The 15,758-nt window shown below is 69.2% G+C and carries 20 protein-coding genes and 1 tRNA gene; 12 read left to right on the top strand and 9 right to left on the bottom strand.

Going from position 1 to position 15,758, the window contains the following annotated elements:
• Positions 1 to 33 precede the first annotated feature (33 nt).
• Positions 34 to 450 carry a DUF6234 family protein gene (locus R6V09_RS09625; protein WP_317880933.1) on the top strand — a complete coding sequence of 139 codons (417 nt, stop codon included), beginning with the start codon at positions 34 to 36 and terminating at the stop codon, positions 448 to 450.
• A 99-nt stretch (positions 451 to 549) separates the two neighbouring features.
• On the opposite strand, the gene R6V09_RS09620 is transcribed toward R6V09_RS09625, so the two are convergent.
• Positions 550 to 621: transfer RNA gene (locus R6V09_RS09620), tRNA-Cys, on the bottom strand.
• Between the two features lie 188 nt (positions 622 to 809).
• Here R6V09_RS09620 and R6V09_RS09615 point away from each other — a divergent pair.
• The 6 genes from R6V09_RS09615 to R6V09_RS09590 all read left to right on the top strand — a co-directional run bounded on the left by R6V09_RS09615 (position 810) and on the right by R6V09_RS09590 (position 6,645).
• Positions 810 to 2,270, top strand: coding sequence for an MFS transporter (locus R6V09_RS09615; protein ID WP_317880932.1), 1,461 nt, complete (start codon positions 810 to 812; stop codon positions 2,268 to 2,270).
• Between the two features lie 32 nt (positions 2,271 to 2,302).
• Positions 2,303 to 2,500 carry a hypothetical protein gene (locus tag R6V09_RS09610; protein WP_317880931.1) on the top strand — a complete coding sequence of 66 codons (198 nt, stop codon included), beginning with the start codon at positions 2,303 to 2,305 and terminating at the stop codon, positions 2,498 to 2,500.
• A complete protein-coding gene (locus tag R6V09_RS09605; RefSeq protein ID WP_317880930.1) occupies positions 2,500 to 2,868 on the top strand; it encodes a type II toxin-antitoxin system death-on-curing family toxin in 369 nt (122 codons plus the stop codon). Before R6V09_RS09610 ends, R6V09_RS09605 begins: the two co-directional genes overlap by 1 nt.
• A gap of 136 nt (positions 2,869 to 3,004) precedes the next feature.
• Entirely contained in the window at positions 3,005 to 4,804 is a 1,800-nt protein-coding gene (locus tag R6V09_RS09600; protein WP_317880929.1) for a DEAD/DEAH box helicase, read from the top strand.
• Between the two features lie 339 nt (positions 4,805 to 5,143).
• Positions 5,144 to 5,785, top strand: coding sequence for an IclR family transcriptional regulator (locus R6V09_RS09595; protein WP_317880928.1), 642 nt, complete (start codon positions 5,144 to 5,146; stop codon positions 5,783 to 5,785).
• 65 nt (positions 5,786 to 5,850) lie between these two features.
• Positions 5,851 to 6,645 carry a S16 family serine protease gene (locus tag R6V09_RS09590; protein WP_317880927.1) on the top strand — a complete coding sequence of 265 codons (795 nt, stop codon included), beginning with the start codon at positions 5,851 to 5,853 and terminating at the stop codon, positions 6,643 to 6,645.
• A 26-nt stretch (positions 6,646 to 6,671) separates the two neighbouring features.
• Here R6V09_RS09590 and R6V09_RS09585 read toward each other — a convergent pair whose 3' ends face one another.
• The 7 genes from R6V09_RS09585 to R6V09_RS09555 form a co-directional block, all read right to left on the bottom strand.
• Entirely contained in the window at positions 6,672 to 6,863 is a 192-nt protein-coding gene (locus R6V09_RS09585) for a hypothetical protein (protein WP_317880926.1), read from the bottom strand.
• 19 nt (positions 6,864 to 6,882) lie between these two features.
• Positions 6,883 to 7,473 (bottom strand): helix-turn-helix domain-containing protein, encoded by a 591-nt coding sequence (locus R6V09_RS09580; RefSeq protein ID WP_317880925.1) that lies wholly within the window; start codon positions 7,471 to 7,473, stop codon positions 6,883 to 6,885.
• 81 nt (positions 7,474 to 7,554) lie between these two features.
• Positions 7,555 to 8,511, bottom strand: a complete 957-nt coding sequence (locus R6V09_RS09575; RefSeq protein ID WP_317880924.1) for a glycine betaine ABC transporter substrate-binding protein — start codon at positions 8,509 to 8,511, stop codon at positions 7,555 to 7,557.
• Complete coding sequence (locus R6V09_RS09570; protein WP_442810002.1) at positions 8,508 to 9,311, bottom strand: ABC transporter permease; 804 nt, start codon at positions 9,309 to 9,311, stop codon at positions 8,508 to 8,510. Before R6V09_RS09570 ends, R6V09_RS09575 begins: the two co-directional genes overlap by 4 nt.
• Entirely contained in the window at positions 9,308 to 10,552 is a 1,245-nt protein-coding gene (locus R6V09_RS09565; protein WP_317880923.1) for a betaine/proline/choline family ABC transporter ATP-binding protein, read from the bottom strand. Before R6V09_RS09565 ends, R6V09_RS09570 begins: the two co-directional genes overlap by 4 nt.
• Complete coding sequence (locus tag R6V09_RS09560; RefSeq protein WP_317880922.1) at positions 10,545 to 11,192, bottom strand: ABC transporter permease; 648 nt, start codon at positions 11,190 to 11,192, stop codon at positions 10,545 to 10,547. The genes R6V09_RS09565 and R6V09_RS09560 overlap by 8 nt, the downstream gene beginning before the upstream one ends.
• Before the next feature lie 21 nt (positions 11,193 to 11,213).
• Positions 11,214 to 11,696, bottom strand: a complete 483-nt coding sequence (locus tag R6V09_RS09555; protein ID WP_317880921.1) for an Lrp/AsnC family transcriptional regulator — start codon at positions 11,694 to 11,696, stop codon at positions 11,214 to 11,216.
• 125 nt (positions 11,697 to 11,821) lie between these two features.
• Here R6V09_RS09555 and hppD point away from each other — a divergent pair, with 125 nt between their 5' ends.
• From hppD to nthA, 5 genes are read left to right on the top strand one after another with little or no spacing between them, the layout of a single operon-like run.
• Positions 11,822 to 12,976 (top strand): 4-hydroxyphenylpyruvate dioxygenase, encoded by a 1,155-nt coding sequence (gene hppD / locus R6V09_RS09550; protein WP_317880920.1) that lies wholly within the window; start codon positions 11,822 to 11,824, stop codon positions 12,974 to 12,976.
• Between the two features lie 32 nt (positions 12,977 to 13,008).
• Positions 13,009 to 13,875, top strand: coding sequence for a phage baseplate protein (locus R6V09_RS09545; protein ID WP_317880919.1), 867 nt, complete (start codon positions 13,009 to 13,011; stop codon positions 13,873 to 13,875).
• A 15-nt stretch (positions 13,876 to 13,890) separates the two neighbouring features.
• The gene (locus R6V09_RS54415) at positions 13,891 to 14,181 is read left to right on the top strand and encodes a hypothetical protein (protein ID WP_327095184.1); all 291 of its coding nucleotides are present in this window, start codon (positions 13,891 to 13,893) and stop codon (positions 14,179 to 14,181) included.
• Positions 14,174 to 14,470, top strand: a complete 297-nt coding sequence (locus R6V09_RS54410) for an SH3-like domain-containing protein (RefSeq protein WP_327095182.1) — start codon at positions 14,174 to 14,176, stop codon at positions 14,468 to 14,470. Before R6V09_RS54415 ends, R6V09_RS54410 begins: the two co-directional genes overlap by 8 nt.
• Positions 14,460 to 15,041 carry a nitrile hydratase subunit alpha gene (gene nthA / locus R6V09_RS09535; protein WP_317880918.1) on the top strand — a complete coding sequence of 194 codons (582 nt, stop codon included), beginning with the start codon at positions 14,460 to 14,462 and terminating at the stop codon, positions 15,039 to 15,041. Before R6V09_RS54410 ends, nthA begins: the two co-directional genes overlap by 11 nt.
• 9 nt (positions 15,042 to 15,050) lie before the next feature.
• On the opposite strand, the gene R6V09_RS09530 is transcribed toward nthA, so the two are convergent.
• Positions 15,051 to 15,758 (bottom strand): tetratricopeptide repeat protein (locus R6V09_RS09530; RefSeq protein WP_317880917.1); only part of this gene is annotated, 708 nt, incomplete at its 5' end.

Here is a 15,758-nt window from a genome sequence, read left to right as displayed (position 1 = left end):
CACGCCCCCGCACCCACTTAAGTACGGATACTCATGACACCGCGTTCCTCTCGGATGGATTCTGGCCGGGTGAGTACAGATCCTGAACGTACTGGTCGGGCCGTGGCCGTGTCCGTGGGCCTGGCTGTTTTAGAGCTGTTGGCTCTCGGCCTGATCTGGTTGTTCTGGATTTCGTCCTACTGGTCGGCCTTTGACGCGCAGGACTACGGCGCACCGCCGGGTCCCTACCTGCAGACGGCTATGTTCGTGGCGGCAGCCGCCCTGGTCGCGGCTGTTGTGGCCGGAGTCCGCCGGGTACCTGTGGTTGCCGTCACTCAACTTGTCATGGTCCTCGCCATTTGCGCGGCCCTGACCAGCGCGAAGGTCGCTGGTGAACGCATTTACGAGTCCTCCTACCGGGATGCCTGTCTCTCAGGTCTGGCCTGTGACGCACCTTCGCCCCCGCGATGAGCTGTTCCTGACGATCGAGACGGGAACTGAGACGGACGACCAAAAGGGCGGCACCCCTCGGGGGTGCCGCCCTTTCGTTCTGCCTGGTCAGGCATCCAGAGGCCGTGGCGGGAATCGAACCCGCGTAACTCGCTTTGCAGGCGAGTCCCTGAACCACTCGGGCACACGGCCGTGTTTGGTGAGTTGACCGTAGGCCGGGCGGTGGCTCGGAACAAGAGGGCCGGGGGGCGTGCAACGGGACTGCCACACCGCGTTCATGAATGGCGGGGTGGGGGTCTGCGGTCGTACGACCAAGGTCTCAGCGGTGGAGCGTCTTTCGACAGGGGTCAACCCGGGATATGGGCCTTACGCTGGCCCTCATGACCGTCCTCGAACCGCGTGACGCCGACGTCACGGATACTGCCCCTGACCTGGCCGATGAGTGTCGGGACGGGGTGCTCGGGCGGTCGTATCGGGCGCTCAGTGTCGGGATCGTGTCCGTTGTGCTGTTGATCGCCTTCGAGGCGACCGCCGTGGGGACGGCCATGCCGGTTGCGGCTCGGGAGCTGGACGGGGTGGCGCTGTACGCGTTCGCGTTCTCCGGGTACTTCACCACCAGCCTGTTCGGGATGGTGTTCGCCGGGCAGTGGTCGGACCGGCGGGGGCCGCTCGGGGCGTTGACCACCGGGATCGGGGCGTTCGCCGCCGGATTGCTGGTTGCGGGGACTGCCCAGGTCATGTGGGTGTTCATCCTGGGGCGGGCCGTGCAGGGGCTGGGCGGTGGGCTGGTCATCGTCGCTCTGTACGTCGTCATCGGGCGGGCCTATCCGGAACGGTTGCGGCCCGCCATCGTGGCCGCGTTCGCCGCGAGTTGGGTCGTGCCGTCCGTCGTCGGGCCGCTCGCCGCCGGCGCGGTGACCGAACAGCTCGGCTGGCGCTGGGTGTTCGTCGGGATACCGGTGCTTGTCGTCTTTCCGCTCGCGCTGGCCCTTCCCCAGATACGACGGCGGGCTGCCGGACCGGTGTCCGAGCGGGGCCGGCTGCCGCCCGAGCCTTTCGACCGGCGTCGTATTCGTCTCGCCCTCGGGATCTCCCTCGGTGCCGGGCTCTTTCAGTACGCCGCCCAGGATCTGCGGTGGTTCTCGCTGGTCCCGGCTGCCGCCGGCGTCGCGCTGCTCGTGCCGGCCGTGCTCGGGCTGTTGCCGCCCGGTACGTACCGGGCGGCGCGGGGGCTGCCCTCGGTCGTGCTGTTGCGTGGGCTGGGGGCCGGGACGTTCATCTCGGCGGAGTCCTTCGTGCCGTTGATGCTGGTGACCCAGCGGGGGCTGTCGCCGACCTTGGCCGGGTTCTCGCTCGCGGCGGGCGGCGGGACATGGGCGCTCGGGTCGTGGGTGCAGGCCCGGGCGCGGGTCGAGCCGTACCGGGTGCGGCTGATGACGTTCGGGATGGTGCTGGTGGCTGCCGCCATCGCCGCCGCGCCGAGTGTCCTCATCCATGCCGTGCCCGTCTGGACCGTGGCCGTCGCCTGGGGGTTCGGGTGTTTCGGGATGGGGCTGGTGATGTCCTCCACCAGCGTGCTGCTGCTTCAGCTCTCCGCGCCGGAGGAGGCCGGTTCCAACTCGGCCGCGCTGCAGATCTCCGACGGGCTGTCCAATGTCGTGCTGCTGTCCGTCGGCGGGGCCGCGTTCGGTGCGCTCGGGGGTGGCACGGTCGGGCATGCGGTCGGCTCGGCGAGCGGCGGCTCCCACCCGGCTGCGTTCACCGCTGTGTTTCTGCCGATGGCGGGGGTGGCGTTGGTGGGGGCCTGGGTGACCACGCGGGTGCGGAAGGAATCGCGGTGACACCACGTGGTACCGCTCGGTACCGTTGAGGCATGGCTGGACTGAATCTGCGGTTCACGGACGAGGAGCTCGACGCCCTGCGCGACCGCGCGGCGGCGGAGGGGCGCAGCATGCAGGCCTTCGCGCACGACGCGGTGATCGCGGCGGTGAACGAGCACTCGCGTCTGTTCGACGAGGCGGCCGACCATGTGCTGAAGGCCAGCGCCGAGCTGAACCGGAGGCTCGCCTGATGGACTACCTCACCCTCCCCGAGCAGCTCGACCTCGCGAAGCGGCTCGGGACGGAGGAGGTGCGCGACTACGGCCTCCTCGACTCGGCGCTCGCACGCCCCCGGTCGAGCGTGTTCGGGCAGGACGCCTATCCGGACGTATGGCAGAAGGCCGCCGCGCTCATGGAGTCCCTCGCCCGGAATCACGCCCTCGTGGACGGGAACAAACGCATCGCCTGGTACGCGACCTGGGTCTTCCTGCACCTGAACGGGCACCCCCTCGACGCGGACTTCGACGTGGACGAGGCGGAGCGGTTCGTACTGGACGTCTGCCAGGGCGCTCTGGACGTACCCAAGATCGCCGCCCACCTTCCGCGCTTCGCCCGCTGACCACTCCCGCGATCTGTGACCTCAGTCCCATCCCCACCCGCCCCGGCGTCGTCCGCACGCTGACACCGCCACCCCGCCGGTAGGGTGGCCCGGTTGTCATACGTAGCCGAGCCGCCCTACCAACCAAACGGAGACCGTGACTACCACCGCCGCCTCCTCCGCCAACACCCACCACCTCTCCCCGGCCTTCCCCGGCCGTGCCCCCTGGGGCACCGCCAGCAAGCTGCGTGCCTGGCAGCAGGGGGCGATGGAGAGGTATGTCCAGGAGCAGCCGCGGGACTTCCTCGCGGTCGCGACCCCGGGCGCCGGCAAGACGACCTTCGCGCTCACCCTGGCCTCCTGGCTGCTGCACCACCATGTCGTGCAGCAGGTCACCGTGGTCGCGCCGACCGAGCACCTGAAGAAGCAGTGGGCGGAGGCCGCAGCGCGGATAGGGATCAAGCTCGACCCGGAGTACAGCGCCGGGCCTCTCGGCAAGGACTACGACGGTGTCGCCGTCACGTACGCGGGTGTCGGCGTGCGGCCGATGCTGCACCGCAACCGTGTCGAGCAGCGCAAGACGCTGGTCATCCTCGACGAGATCCACCACGCCGGTGACTCGAAGTCCTGGGGCGAGGCCTGCCTCGAAGCCTTCGAACCCGCCACCCGCCGCCTCGCGCTCACCGGTACGCCGTTCCGGTCCGACACCAATCCCATTCCCTTCGTGACGTACGAAGAAGGGAACGACGGGATCCGGCGGTCCTCCGCCGACTACACCTACGGCTACGGCAACGCGCTCGCCGACCACGTCGTCCGGCCGGTCATCTTCCTCTCCTACAGCGGCAACATGCGCTGGCGGACCAAGGCGGGCGACGAGATCGCCGCCCGGCTCGGCGAACCGATGACCAAGGACGCGATCAGCCAGGCCTGGCGTACGGCGCTGGACGCGCGCGGTGAGTGGATGCCGAGCGTGCTGCGCGCCGCCGACCAGCGGCTGACCGAGGTCAGGAAGGGCATCCCGGACGCCGGCGCACTCGTCATCGCCTCCGACCAGGAATCCGCGCGCGCCTACGCCAAGCTGATCCGTGAGATCACCGGCTCCAAGGCGACCGTCGTGCTGTCGGACGACACCGGTGCCTCCAAGCGCATCGACGACTTCGCGGCGAGCAACGACCGGTGGATGGTCGCCGTACGCATGGTGTCGGAGGGCGTCGACGTGCCGCGGCTCGCCGTCGGGGTCTACGCCACCACCATCTCCACCCCCCTCTTCTTCGCACAGGCCGTCGGGCGTTTCGTGCGGTCCCGGCGCCGGGGCGAGACCGCCTCCGTCTTCCTTCCGACCGTCCCCGACCTCCTCACCTTCGCCAACGAGATGGAGGTCGAGCGCGACCACGCCCTCGACAAGCCCAAGAAGGAGGGCGAGGAGGACCCGTACGCCGAGTCCGAGAAGGAGATGGACGAGGCGAACAAGGAGCAGGACGAGGACACCGGCGAACAGGAGCAGTTCGCCTTCGAGGCGCTGGAGTCCGAGGCCGTCTTCGACCGGGTGCTCTACGACGGTGCCGAGTTCGGCATGCAGGCGCACCCGGGGAGCGAGGAGGAGCAGGACTACCTCGGGATCCCCGGACTCCTCGAACCCGACCAGGTGCAGATGCTGCTCCAGAAGCGGCAGGCCCGGCAGATCGCGCACAGCCGCAAGAAGCCGGACGAGGAGGCCGACCTGCTCGAACTGCCCGCCGAGCGGCGGCCCGTCGTCTCCCACAAAGAGATGATGGAGCTGAGGAAGTCGCTCAACACCATGGTCTCCGCGTACGTCCACCAGACCGGCAAACCGCACGGTGTCATCCACACCGAGCTGCGCCGCGCCTGCGGCGGCCCGCCGAGCGCCGAGGCCACAGCGGGGCAGCTGCGGCAGCGCATCGCGAAGGTCCAGGAGTGGGCCACGCGCATGCGCTGACCCGCACAACGGACGTCCCGCCAACCCGCACATCCGTACGGAAGTTGTGCAGAGGCGATCCACAGGTCAGGACATATCGGCGTGAAGCGAACCGGTCCGTACCAGGCGGTGCCCGGATTCTGGACGGAGACTTCCGCTCAGCGAACCGCCTTCGCTAGTGTCCCGCTACGCACACGCCCCGTGGCAGCGCCGCCGCGGAGCGCAGCCGTGAAGCGACTGGGCCCGGACACGCCGGGCCGCCTCGCCGATCGGCGGCCTCTGAAGCGCGTCACTGACGGGACTCGGTGACGCATCCGCCGCTAGGGGGCCGCCGACCTCACCACTTAAGGAGTGGGCGTCGTGACCGCGGAGACCTCCCAGACGCTCGACCGGGGACTGCGCGTCCTCAAACTGCTGGCCGATACGGACCACGGGCTGACCGTCACCGAACTGTCCAACAAACTGGGCGTCAACCGGACCGTCGTATACCGGTTGCTGGCCACCCTCGAACAGCACGCTCTCGTACGACGTGATCTGGGCGGCCGGGCCCGGGTCGGGCTCGGGGTGCTGCGGCTCGGCCGTCAGGTGCACCCCCTCGTACGGGAGGCGGCGCTGCCCGCGCTGCGGTCGCTGGCCGAGGACATAGGGGCGACCGCTCACCTCACCCTGGTCGACGGGGCGGACGCCCTCGCCGTCGCCGTGGTCGAGCCGACCTGGACCGACTACCACGTGGCCTACCGGGCCGGTTTCCGTCACCCCCTGGACCGGGGCGCCGCGGGCCGGGCGATTCTCGCCGCCCGGCACCAGGTCGCGAACGAGCCCGGATACACCTTGACGCACGGGGAGTTGGAGGCGGGAGCGAGCGGCGCCGCGGCACCGCTGCTCGGGGTCACGGGGGTCGAGGGCAGCGTCGGCGTCGTGATGCTGGCCGATGCCGTGCCCGAGCGGGTGGGGCCGAGGGTCGTGGACGCGGCGCGGGAGGTCGCGGAGGCGCTGCGCTGAGGCCTTTCGCGGGCCTTGGGTGACCGGCGCACGGCCGAAAGTGACCGTCGCGTTAGATTGATCCCGTGCTCCTCTCTCGCCTCACGCGCCCCCGGGCCGTAGCCGTCTGTGCCCTGCCCGTCGTGGCGCTGCTCGCCACGGCGGCCTTCGCGCCGCTGCCGTTCTCGCTGACGCAGCCCGGTCTGACCGCGAACGTGCTCGGCGAGAACAAGGGCACCCCGGTGATCACGATCTCCGGGGCGCCGGTGCGCACGACGAGCGGCCAGTTGCGCATGACGACGATCGAGGCGACCGGACCCGATCAGCATGTCTCGTTGAGCGATGTGATCGACAGCTGGTTCCGCACCGACCGGGCGGTCATGCCGCGCGACTCGGTCTACCCGAGCGGCAACAGCGTCAAGGAGATCGAGCAGCACAACACGGAGCAGATGCAGGAGTCGCAGGACGACGCGACCACGGCAGCGCTCAACTACCTGAACCTCAGCGACAAGAAGGTGAAGGTCACACTCAGGCTCGCCGACGTCGGCGGCCCAAGCGCCGGTCTGCTGTTCACCCTGGGAATCATCGACAAGCTGAAGGGCGACGGCGACGGGGGCGATCTCACGGGCGGTCGCACCATCGCCGGTACGGGGACGATCGGCACCGACGGCACGGTCGGCGCGGTCGGGGGAGTGGCCCTCAAGACCCAGGCCGCGCGCCGCGACGGGGCGACGGTGTTCCTGGTGCCGAAGGCCGAGTGCTCGGACGCCAAGTCCGAACTGCCCAAGGGGCTACGGCTGGTCGCGGTGACCTCGCTGAAGGGCGCGGTGAGTGCCCTGGAGGCGCTGGAGACGGGCAAGGGTTCCGTGCCGGGCTGCTAGGCGCGGCGGGCTCCGGACCGTTCGGGCTAGGCGACGGCCGGCTTCGGACCGTTCGGCGCGGCGGCCAGCCGCAGACCCACTTCTACGAGGGTCCAGCCGAGGCGGGTGCGGAGTTCGTGCGAGGGCTTGGCTTCTGCGGCGAGACGGTGGGCCTCGGCCTGGGCCTGGAGTTCGGCGGTGCGGGCGTGGTGCAGCGCGAGGTAGGTCTCGGGATGCATGGGGAGTTGCCTCTCTGGGTCAGTCCGTGGTGATCGGGAAGGCGTGCGTGTGGATGCGTACGCGCTCGGCGTCCGGGGCGTCCGCCACCTCGGGCAGGTCGCGGTAGCTCTCGACGAGGGCGTGCATCTTCTCGTTGAGTTCGGTGGCGAGACGGGGCGTGAGGCGGAGCGTGAAGTCGCTCATGTCCGTGCCCTGTACCCATTTCTCGGGCCAGGTGTGGCGGTTGCCGATCCAGGTGGACAGCTCCCGGGCATGGGTCGTGGCCATCTCGTGCATGAGCATGTCGATGGCGCCGCGGACGGCGGGGCTGGCGTCCGTGAACAGGGCGTCGTCGAACATGGTCCCGTCGTGGGCGGCCCTCCACCACCGCTCCCGTCCCTTGCCGTGCTCCGGGGCGTCCGCGACGAAGCCGTACGTCGCGAGCTGGCGCAGGTGATAGCTGGTGGCTCCGCTCGACTCGCCCAGTTTTTCGGCCAGTTGGGATGCCGTGGCGGGGCCGTCGATGCGCAGTGTGTAGAGGAGCTGTACGCGCAGGGGATGCGATAGCCCGCGCAGCGCACGGGCGTCGAGATGGTGGATCAGGCGTTCCTGGGGCTCTGGCTCCGGCATGCGTCCAAAGATAGCGTTGCAAAGAACCCTTTGCAACGCTTCTTTTGCATCAACTTCTTTGTAACTGGCCCTCTGCCACCCCTACTTGACCAACCCCTCCGCCTTCATCCAGTCCAACGCCACCTGATGCGGGTCCTCCCCGTCGACATCGACCTTGGCGTTCAGGGTCCGCGCCACCGTGTTGTTCAGCTTCTTCGTGACCGGGGCGAGGACCTCCGCGATCGCCGGCCACTTCTTCAGGGCCTTGGTGTTGATCTCGGGCGCCGCGTTGTAGTTGGGGAAGAACTTCTTGTCGTCGGCCATCACCGAGAGGTTCATGGACTTGATGCGGCCGTCGGTAGTGAAGACCTCGCCGTACGTACAACTCCCCTTCTTCACCTGGGTGTAGATGATCCCGGTGTCCATCTGCGTGATGTTCTTCGCCGGGATGTCCATGCCGTACGCCTTCTCCATACCCGGCAGCCCGTCCGCGCGGTTGGCGAACTCGCTCTCCACGCACACCGTCACCGCGCCCGGGTTCTTCTTCGCCAGCGTGGCCACGTCCGACAGCGTCTTCGTGCCGTACTTCTTGAAGTTGGCCTGGTTCATGGCCAGCGCGTAGGTGTTGTTGAGGGCCGAGGGAGCAAGCCAGGTCAGGCCGTTCTTGAGGTCCGCGTCCCGTACCGCCTGCCACTGTTTCAGCGGGTCGGCGATCGGCTTGCTGTTGCCGAGGTAGGTGATCCACGCGGTGCCGGTGTACTCGTACATCCCGTCCGCGTCACCGGACTTGACGGCCTCCCGGGCGCCGATCGAACCCTGGATGCCGGTGCGGTCGAGGACGTCCGCGCCGGCCGCCTCGAAGGCGATGCCCATCATCGCGCCGAGGATCAGCTGCTCGGTGAACTCCTTGGAGGTGACGGTGAGATGGGCACCCTTGAGGGGCTCGCCCCTGCCGACGGTGCCGGGGCTGACGTCGTCGACCATGGGGGAGCCGCTGGTCAGTCCGCAGCCGGATACGACGATCAGAGCACCGACCGTCACCAGGCAGGTCCGCTTCACGTGCCCACCTCCAACCCCCGTGGGCGCAGCACCAGTTCGGCCAGGGAGGCGAGCCAGTCCACGAGCAGGGCGAGGCTGACCGTGAGGATCGAACCGAGGACCAGGACGGGCATCCGCTGGGTGGTGATGCCGGTGGTGATCAGTACGCCGAGGCCGCCGCCTCCGCCGAAGGTCGCCAGGGTCGCCGTACCTACGTTGAGGACCAGGGCCGTTCGCACGCCGGCCAGGATCAGTGGGACCGCGAGGGGCAGCTCCACCCTTGCCAGGACGCCGAGTTGGGACATGCCGATGCCTCGGGCCGCTTCGAGGAGCGTGGGGTCGTTGGCCTTCAGCCCGGCGATGGTGTTGGACAGGACCGGCAGGACGGCGTAGATGATGATGCCGATCAGGGCCGCCTTCTCGCCGGTGCCCAGCCAGATCACCAGCAGGGCCAACAGGCCGATCGCCGGGGTGGCCTGGCCCATGTTGGCGAAGGTCATCGCCACCGGGGCGGCCTTCCGGAACGCCCCGCGGGTCAGCAGGATGCCCAGCGGGATCGCGATGATCAGCACGAAGAACGTGGAGATCGCGGTCAGTCGGATGTGCTGCCAAAGGGCCTTGCTCACCTGACCGTTGGACAGGGCGTTCTCCGAAATGGCGTCCAGGTGGGCCTGGTTGAACCACAGCCAGGTCGCCAGCAGCACCGCCACGAGGAACGCGGGCAGGATCGTCAGTTTCTGCCAGGTGATCCGGCGCTTCGGGGGAGTCGGCGGCGCCGGGGCCTCCGTCTCCTCCTCTTCCAGTTCGGGAGTGGTGGTCACGTGTCCCGCTCCCCTCCGGCGCCCTCCTGCTCGGCGTGCGTCTGGAGGGCCCGGGCCTCCTCCAGCTCGTGCTGTGCCTCCATGGCCTCCAGCCGGTCGGCCTCCAGGAGCTCGTGCACGGAGTTCATCAGCGTCTCCATGTCGACGACGCCGGTGTACTCGCCGCGCCGCCCGGTGACCGCCACCCGCCCCGCGTTGTCCGTGAGCACCGCCTCCAGCGCGTCCCGGAGCGTCGCGTCCCGGGTCACCGTGTCGCTGACCAGCGTGCCTGCCCGGGCCAGCGAGCCCTTGGCGCGCATCATGTCGCCGCGCCGCAGCCACTTGTAGGGCCGGCCGCGCTTGTCGAGCAGCAGGATCTCGTTGGTGCCGCTGTCCCGGAGCCTGTCGAAGATGTTCTGGAGGGGGTCGTCGACGGTCACCGTCGGGTAGTCGGTGATCTCCACGTCCCGTACGCGGGTCAGGTTGAGCCGCTTGAGGGCGGCCCCGGCGCCGACGAACCCGGACACGAAGTCGTCCGCCGGGTTGGTGAGGATCGCCTCCGGGGTGTCGAACTGCGCGATGTGCGAGCGTTCGCGCAGCACCGCGATCCGGTCGCCCAGTTTGATCGCCTCGTCGAAGTCGTGGGTGACGAAGACGATCGTCTTGTGCAGTTCGTGCTGGAGCCTGATCAACTCGTCCTGGAGGTGGTCGCGGGTGATCGGGTCGACCGCGCCGAACGGTTCGTCCATCAGCAGCACCGGCGGATCCGCCGCCAACGCCCGTGCCACGCCCACGCGTTGCTGCTGTCCGCCGGAGAGCTGGCGCGGATAGCGGCCCTGGAACTCGCCGGCGTCAAGCCCGACCAGGTCGAGCATCTCCTCCACCCGGTCCCTGATCCGGGACTTCGACCAGCCGATCATCCTCGGGACGAGTGCGATGTTCTGGGCGACGGTCATGTGCGGGAAGAGTCCGCTCGACTGGATCGCGTAGCCGACCTTGCGGCGCAGCTTCACCGGGTCGATGTCGGTGACGTCCTCGCCGTTGATCCGGATCCGGCCGCCGGTCGGTTCGATCAGCCGGTTGATCATCTTGAGCGTGGTCGACTTGCCGCAGCCGGAGGGCCCGACGAAGACGACCAACTCGCCCGCCTTGATCTCCATGTTGACGCTGTCGACCGCCGGCTGCGGGGTGCCGGGATACCGCTTGGTCAGGTTCTCCAGCTCGATGGAGGCGCCGGAGGTCGTCGTGGCTTGCTCAGGCACGGATCCCCCTGGGAATGGTCAGCCGTCCCAGCAGGACGTACGCGGCGTCGAACAGCAGCGCCAGGACGATGATCCCGAGCGTGCCCGCGAGCACCTGGTTGAGGGCGTTCTTGCTGCCCAGGGAGCCGATGCCGCGGAAGATCTCGTTGCCGAGGCCGGGCCCGGAGGCGTACGCCGCGATGGCCGCGATGCCCATCAGCATCTGGGTGGAGACCCGGATACCGGTCAGGATCGGCGGCCAGGCCAGCGGCAGTTCGACCCGCGCGAGCCGCATCAGCCGGGACATCCCGATGCCCTTCGCCGCGTCCACCAGGGACGGGTCGACCCCGCGCAGGCCCACGATCGCGTTCCGGACGATCGGCAGCAGGCCGTACAGGGTCAGCGCGATCACCGTGGGCGGGACGCCGAGCCCCACGATCGGAATGAGCAGACCGATCATGGCGAGCGACGGAATGGTCAGAATGGTCGAGGTGGCAGTGGTGGCCAGATTGCCCGCCCACTCGCTCCGGTAGGTCACGACCCCGAGCGCCACGCCGATCAGCGTGGCCACGACCATGCACTGGAAGACCGCGCTGGCGTGCTGGTAGGCGTCGGTGAGCAGCTGCTGGTGCCGGTTGCCCAAGTACTCCCAGAAGCTCACATGCCCACGCCCCTACGTCGGTCAGGTCGTCCCTTCCGGCTCTTCCGCCGCCTGTTTCACCAGCGGGATGACCCGCAGTGGAACGGGGTTCTCCATCACGATCGCGGTGGCGGCCCGGACAATGCCATCAAAACCGACAACCCGGTCGATGACCCGCTGGAGATCGGCGTTCGAGCGGGCCACCAGCCGGCACAGCATGTCCCCGCTGCCGGTGGTGGTGTGCAGTTCGAGGACCTCCGGGACGGTCGCCAAGTGCGCCCGGACGTCCGTGCCTTGCCCCTGCCGGATCTCCAGCGTCGCGAACGCCGTGACCGGATAGCCGAGCGCCGCCGGATCGACCTGCGGGCCGAAGCCGCGGATGACTCCATTCGACTGAAGCCGGTCCAGCCGCGCCTGCACCGTCCCCCGGGCCACCCCGAGCCGCCGGGACATCTCCAGCACCCCGATGCGCGGCTCCTCGGCCAGCAGCACGATGATCCGGCCGTCGAGCTGATCGATCCCCATGCTGCCGCCTCCCACGATGGTCATCATGTACAGAAAGTCCGCAGAAACGATCGCTGCACTGAGCACCTTGCCCAGCAGATACGCAAACTATTGCGCACCTTGCCATGGAGGTGGAGCCTGCGCTCATGGCTGTCATCTCTGCGAACACTCACCCCACTTCCGACACCGCCCGGCAGGCCGACCCCTTCCCGGTCAAGGGAATGGACGCGGTCGTCTTCGCCGTGGGCAACGCCAAGCAGGCGGCGCACTACTACTCCACGGCCTTCGGCATGACGCTGGCCGCCTACTCCGGACCGGAGAACGGCAGCCGCGAGACCGCCTCGTACGTCCTCACCAACGGCTCCGCCCGCTTCGTCTTCACCTCCGTCATCAGGCCCGCCACCCCCTGGGGCGAGTTCCTCACCCGGCATGTGGCCGAGCACGGCGACGGCGTCGTCGACCTCGCCATCGAGGTGCCGGACGCGCGCGCCGCCTACGCCTACGCCGTCGAGCACGGCGCCCGCTCCCTCGCCGAGCCGCACGAGCTGAAGGACGAGCACGGCACGGTCGTCCTCGCCGCGATCGCCACCTACGGCGAGACCCGCCACACCCTCGTCGAGCGCGTGGACTACGACGGCCCGTACCTCCCCGGCTTCGCCCCCGCCGACCCGCTCGTCGAGGCCCCCGCCCACCGCACGTTCCAGGCCATCGACCACTGCGTCGGCAACGTCGAGCTCGGCCACATGAACGAGTGGGTCGGCTTCTACAACAAGGTCATGGGCTTCACGAACATGAAGGAGTTCGTGGGCGACGACATCGCCACCGAGTACAGCGCCCTGATGTCGAAGGTCGTCGCCGACGGCACCCTGAAGGTCAAGTTCCCGATCAACGAGCCGGCCGTCGCCAAGAAGAAGTCCCAGATCGACGAGTACCTGGAGTTCTACGGCGGCGCGGGCGTCCAGCACATCGCGCTCAACACCAACGACATCGTGCGGACGGTACGGACGATGCGCGCGGCCGGAGTGAAGTTCCTCGACACCCCCGACTCGTACTACGACACCCTCGGCGAATGGGTCGGCGACACCCGCGTCCCCGTCGAGACCCTGCGCGAGCTGAAGATCCTCGCCGACCGCGACGAGGACGGCTACCTTCTCCAGATCTTCACCAAGCCGGTCCAGGACCGTCCTACGGTGTTCTTCGAACTCATCGAGCGGCACGGCTCGATGGGCTTCGGGAAGGGCAACTTCAAGGCCCTGTTCGAGGCGATCGAGCGGGAGCAGGAAAAGCGGGGCAACCTGTAACTCACGGGTCCCGCACGGGACTTGGGAGGACCGTGGCCGACGCGCCCATCGACCTGACCGCACCGGCCGTACGCTGGCTGTGGGAGAAGGGCACCCTGCACGAACCCACGGTCCTCCAGTCGTTCGCCCTCGACGAGGTCCACCAGCACCTGTACGTCCTGCAGTTGAGACAGGGCGGTGCCGACGCGGGCAACCTCTGCCTCAACCAGCTCGACTACACGGGCGAGTCGCTCGGCCACATGCATCTCCAGGGCTTCGGGCACGGGGTCAGCATGGGCGTGCAGAACACGTCCGACGGCGACGTCTGGATCTGGACCGAGGCCGCCGCGAAGGCTGGTTCCGGGGGCGCCTACGGCCAGGCCGTCACCCGCTTCCACTTCGCGGACGGCGCGGTCCGCACCGCCGCCGACGTCGCGATCCGCAAGCCGATCGCCAACTCCACCAACAACCAGCCCACGGTCTGCATGACCTCGAACCGCATCGCCATCCGCTACCGCATCGCCAACAGACCCCGCTACCGGGTCTGGGACCTGGACGCCTTCGTCGCCCGCGACTACTCCAAGCCGCTCGCCGACATAGCCCAGACCGGCGCGCATCCGGACCCGGCGATCCCGTTCCAGGGCTACGCCCTCGACGGCGACCACCTCTACCAACTGGCCGGAACCGCCTACGACTCCACCACCAACCCGGCCGCGAAACACGGCAACACCTACGTCTCCTGCCTCGACATCCGCACCGGCGAACTGCTCCAGCAGTCCCGCACGGAAGCCGGCTACTCCCTCACCTACCGCGAACCGGAGGGCCTGGCCGTCCGCACGAGACCCGGCACCCGACTGTGCCTCGGCTTCGCGTCCGGAGAGGCCGGGGCACGCCGGTTCTCGCTCTGCCACAAGCCGTAGCCGTACGCTGCGGTCATGGCCAGGATCAACGACGTGGGCGGCACCCAGGGCTTCGGCGCCATCGACACCACCGACGACCCCGAGCCCTTCCACGCCGACTGGGAGGCGCGGGTCGTCGGGCTGTTCAACGCCCTGCGCGCGCAAGGGATCTTCAACACCAACGAGTTCCGGGACGCGATCGAGGCGATCCCGCCCACCGCGTACCTCTCGATGTCGTACTACGAACGCTGGTTCACCGCGATCACCGCCCTGCTGGAACGCAAGGGCGTGCTCGAACCAGGTGAGTTGGCGGAGCCCGATGCCTGACCGCTTCCCGCCCGGCACCCGCGTCCGGACCTTCCGGCACGACCCGCCGCACCACACCCGCCTGCCCCGGTACGCGCGCGGCAAGTGCGGTGTCGTGGTCGAGCCGGAGGGGCGCGCGGAGCTGGCCGACATCAGTGCGCGGGGGAGCGGGGACGCGCCGGTGGAGCAGGTCTACGCGGTGCGGTTCGCGGCCCGGGACCTGTGGGGCGAGGGCGACCACCACGTCGTACTGGACCTGTGGGAAAGCTACTTGGAAGCGTACGAAGAGGATCGTGACGATGAGCGGTGACCACGAGGACGCCTCGATCTCCCGGCGGGTGCGGCGCCTTGAGACCTTGCTGGAGGAGAAGGGGGTCGTCCCGGGCGGAGCGGTCGACGAGGTGCTCGACGCGTTCCTCGCGGGCGCTTCGCCGGTGAACGGGGCGCGGGTGGTGGCCCGCGCCTGGACCGACGAGGCCTACCGGGCACGGCTGTTGACGGACGGCACGGCGGCCGTCAAGGAACTCGGCTTCATGGACGGCTCGTTCCAGCGCCTGCGGGTCGTCGAGAACACGGACGCGACGCACAACGTCATCGTCTGCACCCTCTGCTCCTGCTACCCCCTCGCGCTCCTCGGCCCGTCCCCGGGCTGGTACAAGTCGGAGGCCTACCGCTCGCGTGTCGTCCGCGAACCCCGGTCCGTACTGGCCGAGTTCGGCCTCCGGCTGCCCACGTCCACGGACATCACCGTGTGGGACTCCAGCGCGGAGACCCGCTACATGGTGCTGCCGCGCAGACCCGCGGGCACGGACTCGCTGACGGAGGACGAACTGGCCGCACTCGTCACCCGCAACGCGCTGATCGGCACCGCGGCCGTGTGACACGGCGGCTCAACCCGTCTTCTCCTGCGGCTCCTTGTCCTGACTCTCCTTGTCCGAGGGCAGGGGCTCGGCCGGTGGCTCGCCCAGTGCCGCCAGCGCGGCCTGCGCCAGTGGCACCCGCAGCGGCGAGAAGTACGGGTTGATCTGCAGCGCCTCCTGGAGATGCCGGCGCGCGGACGCGGTCTTCTCCAACTCCCGCTCGATCAGGCCCCGATGGAACGCGTACAGCGCGTCCCGCACCCCGCCCCCGTGCACCTTGTCCGTCGCCACCGACGCGAACTTCAACGCCTCCGCGTCCTGCCCGGCCCGGTGCAGCGCCCACCCCAGCGCGTCCGCCACCGCGATCCCCGGCTGCCGGGCCCACTCGCCCCGCAACCGCCGTACGGCATCCCGCGCGTCCCCGTGGTCCGCCTCGAACACACCGAGCACCAGCTCGTCGTCGACACCGCCCGCCGCGTCCCGGGTCACCAGGGTCCGCAGCGTGTCGTACTGCACCCGGGCCGCCTGCGTGAGGCCCAGCGACTCGTACAACTCGCCCAGTTCCAGGGCGTATTGAGGGCACGGCTGCTTAGCGAGAGCCACCTGGTACGCGTTCAGCGCCTCCGAGGTCCGGCCCAGCGCCGCCAGCGCCCGCCCCTCACCGGCGAGCGCCTCCCGCTGGTCGGGATCGATCCGTACGGCCGCCTCGAAGTGCCGCAGCGCCACCTCCCGGTCCCC

This window comes from Streptomyces sp. W16 (assembly GCF_033194735.1).
Lineage (GTDB): Bacteria > Actinomycetota > Actinomycetes > Streptomycetales > Streptomycetaceae > Streptomyces.
This window is presented reverse-complemented; position numbering and strand designations above follow the sequence as displayed.

Excerpts from the sequence above, each read along its gene's own strand:
- R6V09_RS09625 (WP_317880933.1), top strand. The coding sequence starts at position 34 with ATGACACCGCGTTCCTCTCGGATGGATTCTGGCCGGGTGAGTACAGAT.
- R6V09_RS09615 (WP_317880932.1), top strand. The coding sequence starts at position 810 with ATGACCGTCCTCGAACCGCGTGACGCCGACGTCACGGATACTGCCCCT.
- R6V09_RS09610 (WP_317880931.1), top strand. The coding sequence starts at position 2,303 with ATGGCTGGACTGAATCTGCGGTTCACGGACGAGGAGCTCGACGCCCTG.
- R6V09_RS09605 (WP_317880930.1), top strand. The coding sequence starts at position 2,500 with ATGGACTACCTCACCCTCCCCGAGCAGCTCGACCTCGCGAAGCGGCTC.
- R6V09_RS09585 (WP_317880926.1), bottom strand. The coding sequence starts at position 6,863 with ATGCATCCCGAGACCTACCTCGCGCTGCACCACGCCCGCACCGCCGAA.
- R6V09_RS09580 (WP_317880925.1), bottom strand. The coding sequence starts at position 7,473 with ATGCCGGAGCCAGAGCCCCAGGAACGCCTGATCCACCATCTCGACGCC.
- R6V09_RS09555 (WP_317880921.1), bottom strand. The coding sequence starts at position 11,696 with ATGGGGATCGATCAGCTCGACGGCCGGATCATCGTGCTGCTGGCCGAG.
- hppD (WP_317880920.1), top strand. The coding sequence starts at position 11,822 with ATGGCTGTCATCTCTGCGAACACTCACCCCACTTCCGACACCGCCCGG.
- R6V09_RS54415 (WP_327095184.1), top strand. The coding sequence starts at position 13,891 with ATGGCCAGGATCAACGACGTGGGCGGCACCCAGGGCTTCGGCGCCATC.
- R6V09_RS54410 (WP_327095182.1), top strand. The coding sequence starts at position 14,174 with ATGCCTGACCGCTTCCCGCCCGGCACCCGCGTCCGGACCTTCCGGCAC.
- nthA (WP_317880918.1), top strand. The coding sequence starts at position 14,460 with ATGAGCGGTGACCACGAGGACGCCTCGATCTCCCGGCGGGTGCGGCGC.